The organism is Massilia sp. Root418 (assembly GCF_001425265.1).
Taxonomy (GTDB): domain Bacteria; phylum Pseudomonadota; class Gammaproteobacteria; order Burkholderiales; family Burkholderiaceae_D; genus Rugamonas.
In genome coordinates this window covers 129797-143741 of record NZ_LMEC01000002.1, presented here as the reverse complement: position 1 = coordinate 143741, position 13945 = coordinate 129797, and the positions used below count along the sequence as shown (strand labels likewise).

General features: G+C 66.1%; 11 protein-coding genes. 9 read left to right on the top strand and 2 right to left on the bottom strand.

Annotation, left to right across the window (positions count from 1 at the left end; all coding sequences use genetic code 11):
- Positions 1-33: 33 nt before the first annotated feature.
- Positions 34-972: a M23 family metallopeptidase gene (locus tag ASC94_RS06390; protein ID WP_056392443.1), complete on the bottom strand. Its 939-nt coding sequence runs from the start codon at positions 970-972 to the stop codon at positions 34-36.
- A gap of 53 nt (positions 973-1025) precedes the next feature.
- Entirely contained in the window at positions 1026-3113 is a 2088-nt protein-coding gene (gene recG, locus ASC94_RS06385) for an ATP-dependent DNA helicase RecG (RefSeq protein ID WP_056392442.1), read from the bottom strand.
- 66 nt (positions 3114-3179) lie between these two features.
- On the opposite strand from recG, the gene queA reads away from it, so the two are divergent.
- The 9 genes from queA to ASC94_RS06340 all read left to right on the top strand — a co-directional run bounded on the left by queA (position 3180) and on the right by ASC94_RS06340 (position 13945).
- Positions 3180-4223 (top strand): tRNA preQ1(34) S-adenosylmethionine ribosyltransferase-isomerase QueA, encoded by a 1044-nt coding sequence (queA, locus tag ASC94_RS06380; protein WP_056392440.1) that lies wholly within the window; start codon positions 3180-3182, stop codon positions 4221-4223.
- Between the two features lie 8 nt (positions 4224-4231).
- Positions 4232-5371: a tRNA guanosine(34) transglycosylase Tgt gene (gene tgt, locus ASC94_RS06375; RefSeq protein WP_056392438.1), complete on the top strand. Its 1140-nt coding sequence runs from the start codon at positions 4232-4234 to the stop codon at positions 5369-5371.
- A 125-nt stretch (positions 5372-5496) separates the two neighbouring features.
- Positions 5497-5826 carry a preprotein translocase subunit YajC gene (gene yajC, locus ASC94_RS06370; RefSeq protein WP_056392437.1) on the top strand — a complete coding sequence of 110 codons (330 nt, stop codon included), beginning with the start codon at positions 5497-5499 and terminating at the stop codon, positions 5824-5826.
- A 63-nt stretch (positions 5827-5889) separates the two neighbouring features.
- The gene (secD, locus tag ASC94_RS06365; protein WP_056392434.1) at positions 5890-7758 is read left to right on the top strand and encodes a protein translocase subunit SecD; all 1869 of its coding nucleotides are present in this window, start codon (positions 5890-5892) and stop codon (positions 7756-7758) included.
- Positions 7759-7773: 15 nt separating this feature from the next.
- Complete coding sequence (gene secF, locus ASC94_RS06360; protein WP_056392432.1) at positions 7774-8805, top strand: protein translocase subunit SecF; 1032 nt, start codon at positions 7774-7776, stop codon at positions 8803-8805.
- Positions 8806-8871: 66 nt separating this feature from the next.
- A complete protein-coding gene (locus ASC94_RS06355) occupies positions 8872-9561 on the top strand; it encodes a YafY family protein (RefSeq protein WP_056392502.1) in 690 nt (229 codons plus the stop codon).
- A gap of 196 nt (positions 9562-9757) precedes the next feature.
- Positions 9758-11845 carry a TonB-dependent siderophore receptor gene (locus tag ASC94_RS06350; protein WP_056392430.1) on the top strand — a complete coding sequence of 696 codons (2088 nt, stop codon included), beginning with the start codon at positions 9758-9760 and terminating at the stop codon, positions 11843-11845.
- Positions 11846-11944: 99 nt separating this feature from the next.
- Positions 11945-12568 carry a glutathione S-transferase family protein gene (locus ASC94_RS06345; protein ID WP_056392428.1) on the top strand — a complete coding sequence of 208 codons (624 nt, stop codon included), beginning with the start codon at positions 11945-11947 and terminating at the stop codon, positions 12566-12568.
- Positions 12569-12808: 240 nt separating this feature from the next.
- Positions 12809-13945, top strand: a complete 1137-nt coding sequence (locus tag ASC94_RS06340; RefSeq protein WP_056392425.1) for a hypothetical protein — start codon at positions 12809-12811, stop codon at positions 13943-13945.

Sequence of the window (13945 nt, the reverse complement as noted above, 5' to 3'; positions counted from 1 at the left end):
GGTGGCGGGCGCGCTGGCGCTCGTTTTCCTGGCTTACTTGCGGCCGGACTTCTTGCTGGACCTGGGCTCGCGTTTCTTGATGTGCTTTTGAGGGGTGTCCTTGCCGGCTTTGGCTTTTCGGTCGGTCTTGCGGTCGGCCTTCCGGCTGCTGTTTTTGCCGGCCTTCACAGGCGCCACATAGGGCGCCTTGGTGACGAAGCTGCCGTCGGTGGAGGTGTACTGCTTGGCGTTCAGCGCGGAAGGCAGCGCGACGTCCTCCAGGCCCGCCAGCAAGTGGCCCGGGTCGGTGCGGGCGCCGTTGTAGAACGCTTCCAGGTGCAGGTGCGGGCCGGTTGAGTGCCCGGTCTGGCCGGACTGGCCGATGGACTGGCCTGCCATCACTTCGTCGCCCACTTTCACGTCGCGCGTGTTCAGGTGCGCGTACAGCGATTTGAAGCCGTTCAGGTGTTCGATCACCACCACTTCGCCGTATTTCTTGTCGCCCAGGTAGCGGTTGGTGGAAGCCACCACCACGCCGCCGTCGGTCGCCTTGACCGGGGTGCCGACCGGGGTGGAGATGTCCACGCCGCCATGCGCGCGCCGTCCGCGCAGCGCGCCGAAGAAGCTGCTCACGCGCGCTTTCGCGCTTTCCAGCGGCCAGAGCCACCTGGACTTCGGTTTGTCCGCAGCAGGGGCCGCCGCCAGCGTGCGCGAGCCGGCGCCGCTCGCCATGGCGGTGGCCGGCGCCGTCAGCGCGGACGCCGTTGCCGCCGCATTGCCCACTGCTGCCGCTGCGCCAGGGACCTGGGCCACCGCCGCGTGTGCAGCGCTGCCTGCAGCGGGCGGCGTGGCGCCGGGCGCGGCTTGCGCCGTCGCGGCTGTTGCCGCGGTGGCTGCGCCGGTGGCCTGCTGCTCGGCGTGCGCAGGCAGCGCCGCTGGCAGGTAGGCAACCGCTATTGCCAAGCCGATAATGGAAGTGGAAAGTGTACGCATAAGGAGGGCGAGTGTCGCATAGCTCGTTCCATCGTGCAACTTTTTACAAACACTTACACTTTCAGGAATTCTTCCCGCCCGCCCAGCCAGCGCTCCAGGTGGATCTCCACGGTTTCCGCGCTGGCGGGATCGTGCAGCAGGGCGTGGGCGGCGTCGCGCGCCTGGTCCACCAGCCAGCCGTCGGTCTCCAGGTCCGCGAAGCGCAGCATGGCCTGGCCGCTCTGGCGCGAGCCGAGGAATTCGCCGGGGCCGCGTATTTCCAGGTCGCGCCGCGCGATCTCGAAGCCGTCCGTGGTTTCGCGCATGGTCATCAGGCGCTGCTTGGCGATGGGGCCCAGCGGGCTCTGATACAGCAGCAGGCACACGCTGGCCGCCGAGCCGCGTCCCACGCGCCCGCGCAGCTGGTGCAGCTGCGACAGGCCGAAGCGCTCGGCGTGCTCGATCACCATCAGCGAGGCGTTCGGCACGTCCACGCCTACCTCGATCACGGTAGTGGCCACCAGCACCTGCATCTCATTGGCGCTGAAGGCGTCCATGATGGCCTGCTTCTCGGCGGGTTTCAGGCGGCCGTGCACCAGGCCCACGTTCAGGTCCGGCAGCGCTTCGGCCAGCAGCTGGTGGGTCTCGGTGGCGGTCTGCAGCTGCAGCGCTTCCGATTCTTCGATCAGCGGGCAGACCCAGTACACCTGCCGCCCCTCCAGCGCCGCCGCGTGCACGCGGGCCACCACTTCGTCGCGCCGGTTCTGGTCGATGGCGCGCGTGACGATGGGCGTGCGGCCCGGCGGTAGCTCATCGATGACGGACACTTCCAGGTCGGCGTAGTACGTCATGGCCAGGGTGCGCGGAATCGGCGTGGCGGACATCATCAGCTGGTGCGGAATGGCGCCCGCGTTGCCCTTGTTGCGCAAGGTGAGGCGCTGGCCCACGCCGAAGCGGTGCTGCTCGTCCACGATCACCAGGCCCAGGTTCTCGAACTGCACCGTGTCCTGGATCAGCGCGTGGGTGCCGATCACCAGCCGCGCCTCGCCGGATTCCACCAGCTCGGTGGCCAGCGTCTTTTCCTTTTTCTTCAGGCTGCCCGTCAGCCACACCACCTTCACGCCCAGCGGCTCCATCCACGCGGCGATCTTGCGGAAGTGCTGGTCGGCCAGGATCTCGGTGGGCGCCATCAGCGCGGCCTGGTAGCCGCTGTCGATGGCTTGCGCGGCCGCCAGCGCGGCCACCACGGTTTTGCCGGCGCCCACGTCGCCCTGCAGCAGGCGCTGCATCGGATATTGCTGGCGCAGGTCGGCGCGGATCTCGTCCAGCACGCGCTGCTGGGCCTTGGTCAGCTTGAACGGCAGCGCGGCCTGGAAGGCCACCGACAGCTGGCCCACTTTCTTCAGCGCGGCGGCCCCCTTGGCGCGGCGCGCCTGCTGCGCGCGTTTCAGCGACAGCTGCTGCGCCAGCAGTTCGTCGAACTTCACGCGCGTCCAGGCCGGGTGCGAGCGGTCCATCAGCGCGTGCTCGTCCACTTCCGGCGTGGGCGAGTGCAGCAGGCGCACGGCCGGCTCGAAGTCGCTCAGGTGCATGCGCCGCACCAGCTCCGCAGGCAGGGTGTCGGTCCAGTCCACCCGCTTCATGGCATCGGTGATGGCGCGCCGCAGGATGTACTGCGGCAGGCCCTCGCCGGACGGGTACACCGGCGTGAGCGCGGTCGGCAGCGGCGCGCCCTCGTTGATCACCTTGTACACCGGGTGCACCATCTCCGCGCCGAAGAAGCCGTGCTTTACCTCGCCGCGCGCGCGCACCCGCGTGCCCTCGGCCAGCTGCTTGACCTGGCTGCCGTAGAAATTCATGAAGCGCAGCTGGATGTCGCCAGTGTCGTCGGCGATGTGGACCAGCAGCTGGCGCCGGGGCTTGAAGGTGATTTCGTTCCTGGTCACCACGCCCTCCACCTGCCAGGTCTGGCCGCTGCGCAGGCAGGCGTCCGCTATCGTGAACACCTGGGTTTCGTCCTCGTAGCGCATGGGCAGGTGCAGCACCAGGTCCATGTCGGTGCGCAGGCCCAGCTTGGCGAGCTTGGCTTCAGCGTTGGCGGCGGTGAGCTTGCCTCCCTTTGCGGTGGGTTTTTTGACAGGTTTTTGCGTCGGTAAGGGCATATTTCAGATGCTTTGCGGGCTACTAGCGTAAAATAGAGGGTTGCCCAACAGTTTCAGAAGTGCGTCATGTATTCTCTATCAGATTTCGATTTTAACTTGCCACAGGAGCGCATAGCGCAATTTCCGCTGCCGGACCGCAGCGCATCGCGCCTGCTGCACGTGGATGGACAAGGTGCGGCCCTCGCCCTGCACGACCGCCAGTTCACCGATATCCTGGACCAGTTCCAGGCCGGCGACCTGCTGGTGATGAACGACACCCGCGTGCTGAAAGCCCGCTTCTTCGGCGTCAAGGACAGTGGCGGCAAGGTCGAGGCGCTGGTTGAGCGCGTGCTGGACACCCGCACGGTGCTGGCCCAGGTGCGCGCCTCCAAGTCACCCGGCCCCGGCGTGAAGATCCGCCTGGCGGACGCCTTCGACGTCACCGTCGGCGAGCGCGCCGGCGAGTTCTACACCCTGCACTTTGAAGACGACGTGTTCGAGCTGATCGAAGCGCACGGCCGCCTGCCGCTGCCGCCCTACATCGAGCACGCCGCCGACGAATTCGACGAGACCCGCTACCAGACCGTGTTCAACAAGGTGCCGGGCGCCGTCGCCGCCCCCACCGCCGGCCTGCACTTCGACGACGCGCTGCTGCAGAAACTCAAGGACAAGGGCGTGAACTTCGCCTACGTCACGCTGCACGTGGGGGCCGGCACCTTCCAGCCGGTGCGCACCGAGAACCTGGCCGAGCACAAGATGCACACCGAGTGGTACACCATGCCGCAGGCCACGGTGGACGCCGTGCGCGCCACCCGTGCCGCCGGACGCGACGTGATCGCCGTGGGCACCACCAGCCTGCGCGCGCTGGAATCGGCCTCGCAGAGCGGGCAGATCGAAGCCGGCAGCGCCGACACGGCCCTGTTCATCACCCCGGGCTACCAGTTCAAGTCGGTCACCCGCTTGATCACCAATTTCCACCTGCCGAAATCGACCCTGCTGATGCTGGTGTCGGCCTTCGCGGGCTTTGAAGAGATCCGCCAGGCCTACGCCCACGCGATCGCCAATGAATACCGCTTCTTCAGCTACGGGGACGCCATGCTGCTGACCACGCAGTCCCGCGCTAAAAACTAGGAATCTCAATGCTTGAATTTAAACTCATCAAGACCGACACCACCGGCTTGACCAAGGCCCGCCGCGGCACCGTGAAACTGAACCACGGCGAAGTGCAGACGCCGATCTTCATGCCGGTCGGCACCTATGGCTCGGTAAAAGCCATGTCGCCGCTGGAGCTCAAGGAAATCGGCGCCCAGATCATCCTGGGCAATACCTTCCACCTGTGGCTGCGCCCCGGCAACGACGTGATGTCCAAGTTCGGCGGCCTGCACGGCTTCATGGGCTGGGACAAGCCCATCCTGACCGACTCGGGCGGCTTCCAGGTGTTCTCGCTGGGCGACATGCGCAAGATCACGGAAGAGGGCGTGCATTTCAATTCGCCCATCAACGGCGACAAGCTGTTCCTCTCGCCCGAGATCTCGATGCAGATCCAGCGCGTGCTGAACTCGGACATCGTGATGCAGTTCGACGAATGCACCCCCTACGAAATCCAGGGCCGTCCGGCCACCGTGGACGAAGCGGCCAAGTCCATGCGCATGTCGCTGCGCTGGGCGCAGCGCTCCATGGACGAGTTCAACCGCGGCGAGAACCCGAACGCGCTGTTCGGCATCGTCCAGGGCGGCATGTTCGAGAACCTGCGCGACGAATCGCTGGCCAAGCTGGAAGAGATCGATTTCCCCGGCCTGGCCATCGGCGGCCTGTCGGTGGGCGAACCGAAGGAAGACATGATGCGCGTGCTGGCCCACGTCGGCCCGCGCCTGCCGCCCAACAAGCCGCACTACCTGATGGGCGTCGGCACGCCGGAAGACCTGGTGGCCGGCGTGTCGAACGGTGTGGACATGTTCGACTGCGTGATGCCGACCCGGAATGCGCGCAACGGCTGGATCTTCACCCGCTACGGCGACATCAAGATCAAGAACGCGCGCTACAAGGAAGACACCCAGCCGCTGGACGAGAGCTGCTCCTGCTACGCCTGCCGCAACTTCTCGCGCGCCTACCTGCACCACTTGCACCGCTCGCAGGAGATCCTGGGTGCGCGCCTGAACACCATCCACAACCTGCATTACTACCTCGACATCATGCGCCAGATGCGCGATGCGCTGGACCAGGACCGCTTCCCGGCGTGGGTGACGCAATTCCACGCCGACCGGGCCCGCGGGGTGTAATCAACGGTCAGGGCCAAACTTGCAAAAACATTTATTGTCCCAACATGGTCGAAACGTCTAGCCCCGGACCGGCCAATGCTAGAATACAGCGCTATTTTTTCAAACTAATATAACTGGAGTTCCCTGTGTTCATTTCCAATGCCTACGCTCAAGCCCCTACTGACGCACTCGGCCTGGGCGGCAACCTCACCAGCTTCCTGCCGCTGGTCCTGATGTTCGTGGTCATGTACTTCCTGATGATCCGTCCTCAGCAGAAGCGCGCCAAGGAACAGAAAGCGATGATGGACGCGCTGGCCAAGGGCGACGAAGTCGTCACCGCTGGCGGCATCCTGGGCAAGGTCTCGAAAGTGACCGACGTCTACGTGACCCTGGAAGTGGCCGCAGGCACCGAGATCGTGGTGCAGAAGCCGTCGGTCACCACGCTGCTGCCTAAGGGCACGCTGAAAGCGCTGTAATCTTCACGGGCCGCCTATCCAGCATACGCGGCCCGTTTGAGTCTCTCCTGGAACGCAGAATATATGAATCGCTATCCTGTCTGGAAGTACATCATCATCGCCATTACCGTGCTGCTGGGCGCACTGTATACGGCTCCGAACTATTTCGGCGAATCGCCGGCGCTGCAGGTCACCAGCGGCAAGTCCACCGTCAAGGTCACCAGCGAGCTGAGCGCCCGCGTGGATAGCCTGCTCAAGCAGGAGAAGCTGGCGCACGAAGCCGTGACCCTGGACGGCACCGGCAACCGCGTCTCGGTGCGCGTGCGCTTCAACGACACCGACACCCAATTCAAGGCCAAGCTGGCGCTGGAGCGCGCGCTCAATCCCGACGCGGAAGATCCGGCCTACATCGTCACCAACAACCTCACGGCCAACACGCCGGCCTGGATGCAGAAGATCGGCGCCGTGCCGATGTACCTGGGCCTGGACTTGCGCGGCGGCGTGCACTTCCTGATGCAGGTTGACGTGCAGGCCGCGCTGGACAAGCGCGTGCAGGGCATCCAGACCGCCGTGCGCAGCCAGCTGCGCGACAAGAACGTGCGCCACGCCGGCATCGAGCGCAAGGGCAACGCCGTCGAGGTGAAATTCCGCGACGCCGAAACCCGCGCCGCCGCCAAGGCCGTCATCCTGGAACAGCAGGCCGACCTGACCGCCGCCGAAGGCAGCGACGGCGCCGACCTGACCCTGGCGCTGAACCTGAAGCCGGCCGCGCTGAAGGAAGCCATGGACAACGGCGTGCGCCAGAACATCGCCACGCTGTCCAAGCGCGTCAATGAACTGGGCGTGGCCGAGCCGGTGATCCAGCAGCAGGGCCCGGACCGCATCGTGGTCCAGCTGCCCGGCGTGCAGGACGTGGCGCGCGCCAAGGCCATCATCGGCCGCACCGCCACCCTGGAAGTGCGCATGGTCGACGAGACCGTCACCCCCGGCACCGAGCTGCAGGCGGCCGTGCCGTTCAACTCCGAGCTGTTCACGGTCGGCAAAGGCGTGCCCGTGGTACTGCAGAAGGACATCGTGCTGACCGGCGACTACATCTCGCGCGCCACCGCCAGCTTCGATTCGAACCAGCAGCCTGCGGTGTCGATCGACCTGAACGGCGACGGCGGCCGCAAGATGCGCGAAGCCACCCGCGAGCGCGTGGGCAAGAAGATGGCCATCGTGCTGTATGAACAGAAGGGCAAGCCGGAAGTGCTGTCCGTGGCCACCATCCAGAGCGAACTGGGCAGCAGCTTCAACATCACCGGCATGGGCAACGCCGAGAACTCGGCCGAGCTGGCACTGCTGCTGCGCTCCGGCGCGCTGTACGCGCCGATGACCGTGATCGAGGAACGCACCGTCGGCCCTGCGCTGGGCGCCGAGAACATCCAGAAGGGCAAGCTGTCCATGGTGTACGGCTTTGCCGCCATCGCCGTGTTCATGATCCTGTACTACATGATGTTCGGCTTCTTCAGCGTGCTGGCGCTGGGCGTCAACCTGCTGCTGCTGATCGCGCTGCTGTCCATGATGCAGGCCACGCTGACGCTGCCGGGCATCGCCGCAATTGCGCTGGCGCTGGGTATGGCGATCGACGCCAACGTGCTGATCAACGAACGCATCCGCGAAGAACTGCGCGGCGGCGCCTCGCCGCAGGCGGCCATCGCGGCCGGTTTCGACCGCGCCTTCGCCACCATCCTGGACTCCAACGTCACCACGCTGATCGTCGGCCTGGCGCTGCTGGTGTTCGGTTCGGGCGCGGTGCGCGGCTTCGCCGTGGTGCACTGCCTGGGCATCCTGACCTCGATGTTCTCGGCCGTCTTCGTGTCGCGCGGCGTCGTGAACCTGTGGTACGGCCGCAAGAAGAAACTCCAGACCATCGCCATCGGCACGGTCTGGGTTCCCGGCCAGTCGAAATAAAAGAGGGTAGACAACATGGAATTTTTCCGCATCAGAAAAGACATCCCCTTCATGCGCCACGCGTTGATCTTCAACGTGGTGTCGGCGCTGACCTTCGTGGCGGCAGTGTTCTTCCTGTTCCACAAGGGCCTGCACCTGTCGATCGAGTTCAAGGGCGGCACCGTGATGGAGGTGAAGTACCCGCACGCGGCCAACCTGGAAGCGATCCGCGGCACCGTGCAGGGCCTGGGCTACGACCATCCTGAAGTGACCAGCTTCGGCACCGCGCGCGACGTGATGCTGCGCCTGCCCATCGTGGCCGGCGCCAAGGGCACTGACGCGGCCAACGCCTCGCAGAAGGTGTTCGAGGCGCTGTGCAAGGCCGACAGCGGCAGCATCAAGCGCGTGGAGCACGTATCGGCCAAGGGCGAGCAGATCGCCAAGAACGCCTGCGTGGACGCGGCCGGCGCCGAGACCGTGCAGCTGAACAAGGTGGAATTCGTCGGCCCGCAGGTGGGCGACGAGCTGGCCCAGAATGGCCTGAACGCGCTGGTGATGGTGATCATCGGCGTGATGATCTACCTGGCCGTGCGCTTCGAGTGGAAGTACGCGGTGGCGGCAATTATCGCGAACTTGCACGACGTGGTCATCATCCTGGGCTTCTTCGCCTTCTTCCAGTGGGAATTCTCGCTGACGGTGCTGGCGGCGGTGCTGGCGGTGCTGGGCTACTCGGTCAACGAATCGGTGGTGATCTTCGACCGTATCCGCGAAAACTTCCGCAAGCAGCGCAAGGCCTCGGTGCATGAAGTGATCGACAATGCCATCACCTCCACCATCTCGCGTACCATCATCACCCACGGCTGCACCCAGATGATGGTGCTGTCGATGCTGCTGTTCGGCGGCCCGACCCTGCACTACTTCGCCGTGGCGCTGACCATCGGTATCTGCTTCGGCATCTACTCGTCCGTGTTCGTGGCTGCCGCCGTGGCCATGTGGCTGGGCGTGAAGCGCGAAGACCTGATCAAGCCGGTCAAGGAAAAAGACGAAACCGACGGCGCAGTGGTCTAAGACCGCTGCCCCCGACAATGCCGCCACGCGCAAGCCTGGCGGCATTTTTTATACACGAGGATGACCATGAGCCGTACCGGCAGACTATTCCAGCTGATGGACGCCATGCGCGGCAACCGGCGCCCGGTGACGGCGGCCGCGCTGGCCACGCAGCTGGGCGTATCCGAACGCACCATCTACCGCGACATGCAGACCCTGGCCGAGCTGGGCGCGCCGCTGGCGGGCGAGGCCGGCGTGGGCTACCTGCTGCGGGCCGGCTTCTTCCTGCCGCCGCTGATGTTCGGCGCCGATGAGCTGGAAGCGCTGGTGCTGGGCGCGCGCTGGGTCAAGCGCCAGGGCGACGCCGAGCTGGCCCTGGCTGCCGCCAGCGCGCTGGCCAAGATCGCCACCGCCACTCCCAAGGACTTGCGCGACGAGATGGCCGAAACCAGCTTGTGGGTGCCGATCGGCTTCAACGAGCGCGACGATCCGCACATTCCGCCCGCGCGGCGCGCCATACGGCGCCAGCACAAGCTGCGGATCTGCTACAGCGACGAGCAGGGACGGGCCTCCGAACGCGTGGTGTGGCCGTTCGCGCTGGCCTATTTCGAGGGCAAGCGCGTGCTGGCCGCGTTCTGCGAAATGCGCGGCGCGCTGCGCCATTTCCGCATGGACCGCATCCGCTCCGCCGACACCATTGCCGAGCGTTATCCCACCCCGCGCCACGCGTTGCTCAAGACCTGGCGGGCGGAAAACGGCATCAGCGAAGAGAGCTAGCGTTTGCGTTACGTTTGCGTTAATTGACGCACAGAGCGCGCGCCCGCCCGGGCCTATAGTGGAACCGTCTCTTTCAGGACATCCCTAGTTTTGGACTTCACCCGCCGCTCCCCGGCGGGTTTTTTTTGCTCAAAATTGATAATGATTCTCATTTGCGATAACATGGCGGGCTGTGTTTGCCAACTTGAAAGTCACCATGCCGCGCTACCGCCTTGCCGTTCTCTTGCCGTTCGCCGTCTCACCATCGCTCGCCCTGGCCCAGGACGACGCCGTACTCGGCACCGTGCGCGTCACCGCCGCGCGCGCGCAGGGCTTCGTGCCGAACACGGTGGAAGCAGGCAGTTTCCGGGGCAGCAGCATCATGGACGTGCCCTCCACCGTCAACGTGGTCACGCGCGAGGTGCTGGAGCTGCAGGCGGCCGGCGGGCTGTATGACGCGCTGCGCAACACCGCCGGCGTCACGCGCCAGCAGAACGGCGGCGACACCTGGGACCAGCTGGTGATACGCGGCATCCCGGTGGAGAACCGCACCAATTACCGCCTGAACGGTTCCCTGCCCATCATGAACTTCTCCCAGGTGGCCATGGAGAACAAGGAGCGCGTGGAAGTGCTGAAGGGCGCGTCTGCGCTCTACTATGGCTTCACCACGCCGGCCGGGGTGGTCAATTTCGTTACCCGGCGCGCGGGCGCCGCACCGGTCGCCAGCGTCGGCCTGCAGGTGGACGGCAACGGCAGCGCCGTCGCCAGCGCGGACGTGGCGCGCCGCTTCGGCCAGGCCAATGAATTCGGGCTGCGCGTGAACGCCGCCGGGGGCGTGCTGGGTTCCCACCTGGACGGCGTGGACGACGGCAGGCGCCGCTTCGCCTCGGCCGCCTTCGACTGGCGCGCGTCGCCGCGCCTGCTGCTCAAGGCGGACCTGGAATACGACCGCCGCAAGATGACCGAGCAGGCTGGCGTTGCGCTGCCGGCTGCCGTCAACGGCGCCATCGCCTTGCCGCGCACGGTGGACCCGCGCCGCCTGGTCGGCCCCGAGCAAGCCATCTTCGAAGCGCGCGTCGCCAACGCCCAGCTGCGCGCCGACTACGCGCTCGGCGACAACTGGGCGCTGACGGTGGAAGCGGGCCGCGCGGAAACCGAGCGCGACCGCCGCCTCGCCATTTTCCGCTTCAACAACAATGCCGCCGTGGCCACCGGCGCCGGCCGCATCAACGGCAATATCCAGACCTCGGTCACCGCGTCCGAACTGCTGCGCGCCGAGCTGGCGGGCAGCTTCGCCACCGGCGCCATCCGCCACGAGCTCACCCTGGGCGCCACCCGCACCGTCAAGACCCAGGACCCGATCTACCAGGCCAGCTACACGGTTGCCGCGCAAAACCTGTACAACCCGCAGCCCATCGGCGCCATCGTCTATGGCGCCGTGCCGGCCAAGCCCACCACGGCCGCGCTGGCCTCGCGCGACGCGGGCCTGTACGCGCTGGACCGCATGGAACTGGGCCCGCAGTGGCAGCTGATCGCCGGCCTGCGCCGCGCCGACTACCGCAGCGAACAGGGCGCCGCCCGCTACGACGCCGCCAGGACCGCGCCCATGGCCGCGCTGGTCTACAAGGCCGTGCCCGAACTGAGCTTCTACGCCTCGGCCGCGCAGGGCCTGGAAGAGGGCGAGACCGGCCCCACCGGCACCGTCAACCAGGGCGAGCGCCTGGCGCCTGGCGTGAGCAGGCAGCGCGAGCTGGGCACGCGCTGGCGCGCGCCGGGCGGCACCCTGCTGTCGGCCGCGCTGTTCCAGATCGAGCGGCCCGGCTACTATACCGACAGCGCCAACCGCTACGTTGCCGATGGCCAGCAGCGCTACCGCGGCCTGGAGCTGTCCACGCAGGGCCAGCTCACGCGCCGGCTGGCGTGGCAGACCTCGGCCCAGTGGCTGGACCCGCGCTTCCGCAATATCAACGCCGTCTACAACGGCAAGCTGCCGGAGAACGCCGCACGCCGGACCGCCAGCGCCTTCCTGTCGTATGCGCTGGACGCGGTGCCGGGTATATCCTTTAACGGCGGCGCCTACTACACCGGCAAGCGCCCGGTGAACGACCTGGACCAGGCGTGGCTGGGCGGCGTCACGCTGTTCAGCGCCGGCGCGCGCTACGTGGGGCAGGCTTTCGGCAAGCGCGCCACCTGGCAGGCCAACGTGGAAAACGCCGGCGGCAAGCAATACTGGGCGGCCCGCGGCACACGTCTTTCGGCCGGCCTGCCGCGCACGGTCAAGCTCGGCATGAAGCTGGATCTATAGGGCGTTCCCTGAGCGGATAGATTGCCAAACGCTACTGACAGAAACTGTCATGGCTGTCTCTTAACATAGCTTTATCGCTAATCACTTACGGAGACAGCCATGCGTATCTACCACCACCCGATTTCGTCCAACGCCCGCCGCGTGGCGATGCTTGCAGCCCACCTGCAGTCGGATGTGGAATTTGTCGAGATCAGCCTGATGAGCCCGGACGACCGCCGCCGCCTGGGCGAGCTCAATCCGAACAGCAAGATCCCGGTGCTGGAAGACGACGGCTTCCTGCTGTGGGAATCCTGCGCCATCATGCAGTACCTGGCCGAGAAGACGCCCGGCCAGACCGTCTACCCGCAGGACGTGCGCGTGCGCGCCGACATTAACCGCTGGATGTTCTGGGCCTGCCAGCATTTCTCGCCCGCCATCGGTGTGCTGACCTGGGAGCGCGTGTGGAAAGGCTACGTGACCGGACAGGGCCCGGATGCGCGCGAGGAGGAGCGCGGCGAGAGCGAGCTGGCCGACTATGCCAGCGTGCTCGACAAGCACCTGGCCGGCCGCCAGTGGGTGGTGGGCGACAGCCTGACCCTGGCCGACCTCACCCTGGCCGCCCCCATCATGTACCTGGACAAGGCCGCGCTGCCGCTGGGCGGCTACGCCAATCTCATGGCATGGTTCGGCCGCATGCAGCAGCTGCCGGCCTGGCAGCAGACCGAGCAAGCCCAGGAGGCCTGAGCCATGTGCCTGCTATGCGAGACGGCGCGCAAGTCGCGCCAGCGGCTGGCGGGCGCCGTGGGGGCCATGCCAGGGCCGGCGCCCCGCTTCGCGGCCCGTCCCGTGCTGCTGCCGGTGCCGCCGGCGGCCTTTGCGCCGCGGCAGATAAAAGCGGGGTGAGATTTTCGCAAGGATGTTTTTGTTATAAGATGCGTTGCAGGCTAATTTCTTTATAGCAAACCCATCACTTGCGAGTCTCGAATGAACCAAATCAGCTACCTCGACCGCGCAGTCAACGCGCTGCGCACCATAGGCGTCAACCTGGGCAACCGCGAGGCTGCGCCGGTGGTGCCGCTGCTGGAAAAAGTGTCCAAGTATGATGCCGTGAAAATCACGGCCATCGCCACCACGCTGCAGTACTCGTCCACCTTCAATGCCGCCGTGCGCGACCAGATCAAGGGCATGGACATCTCCACCCGCTACGCGGAGATCACCACCGGCTTCAACTCCATCCGCGAGGATGCGGAAAAGATGGCCGGCTGGATGGCCGACGGCAAGATCGACTTCCAGGAACGCATCCAGATGGGCTGGATGAAGATGCGGCGCGGCTCGATCCCGGACCGCTTCAACGACATCCGCGCCACCTACCTGGACGTGGCCAAGTCGGCCAACGAGCAGATCCAGCGCGAAAACGCCATCCTGGAAGCCTACCGCGATTTCCGCATGGCCCTCAAAACCGCCGAAGTGGATGCGCAGCAGGTGCTGGAAACGGCCACCGCCGAACTGGAACGCCGCAAGGCCGAGCTGGACGTGGCCAACAAGGCCACCGAGAACGTGGCCGACGCCGTCGAGCGCGCCCGCCTGGAACTGGCGCGCGACGAAGCGCTGCGCGCGGTGCAGGACGAGGACAAGTCCTATCAGATCGTGAAGGACATCGCCGACGACCTGAAAACCTCCTACAACACGGCCGAACTGGTGTTCGCGCGCCTGCAGCAGACCCACACCGTCAAAGAGCGCATCTACCAGCGCGCCGTCACCTTCTTTGCCACCAATGAGGTGGTGTTCACCGGCCTGGCCGCGTCGTTCACTTCCATGGCCGGCCTGGCGGAAACCACCAGCACCATGGATGCCATGACCGACGGCATCAACCAGGGCCTGGAATCGCTGGCCAAGGCCGGCGGCCAGCAGCTCGAAGCGGGCCTGCGCGCCGGCTACGGCTCCACCCTGAAAGCCAGCTCGGTGAGCGCGCTGGCCAACGCCATCGTCGAGTTCCAGGGCAGCAGCCTGAAGCTGATCGAAGAGCTGCGCGAAGAATCCACCCGCACCTCCAAGGAAATCGAAGCGGCCACCGAGGACAGCAAGCAGCGCTTCATCGCCCTGCTGAACAAGGGCGCCTGA

Excerpts from the sequence above, each read along its gene's own strand:
- queA (WP_056392440.1), top strand. The coding sequence starts at position 3,180 with ATGTATTCTCTATCAGATTTCGATTTTAACTTGCCACAGGAGCGCATA.
- tgt (WP_056392438.1), top strand. The coding sequence starts at position 4,232 with ATGCTTGAATTTAAACTCATCAAGACCGACACCACCGGCTTGACCAAG.
- ASC94_RS06345 (WP_056392428.1), top strand. The coding sequence starts at position 11,945 with ATGCGTATCTACCACCACCCGATTTCGTCCAACGCCCGCCGCGTGGCG.
- ASC94_RS06350 (WP_056392430.1), top strand. The coding sequence starts at position 9,758 with ATGCCGCGCTACCGCCTTGCCGTTCTCTTGCCGTTCGCCGTCTCACCA.
- ASC94_RS06340 (WP_056392425.1), top strand. The coding sequence starts at position 12,809 with ATGAACCAAATCAGCTACCTCGACCGCGCAGTCAACGCGCTGCGCACC.
- secD (WP_056392434.1), top strand. The coding sequence starts at position 5,890 with ATGAATCGCTATCCTGTCTGGAAGTACATCATCATCGCCATTACCGTG.
- ASC94_RS06355 (WP_056392502.1), top strand. The coding sequence starts at position 8,872 with ATGAGCCGTACCGGCAGACTATTCCAGCTGATGGACGCCATGCGCGGC.
- ASC94_RS06390 (WP_056392443.1), bottom strand. The coding sequence starts at position 972 with ATGCGTACACTTTCCACTTCCATTATCGGCTTGGCAATAGCGGTTGCC.
- secF (WP_056392432.1), top strand. The coding sequence starts at position 7,774 with ATGGAATTTTTCCGCATCAGAAAAGACATCCCCTTCATGCGCCACGCG.
- recG (WP_056392442.1), bottom strand. The coding sequence starts at position 3,113 with ATGCCCTTACCGACGCAAAAACCTGTCAAAAAACCCACCGCAAAGGGA.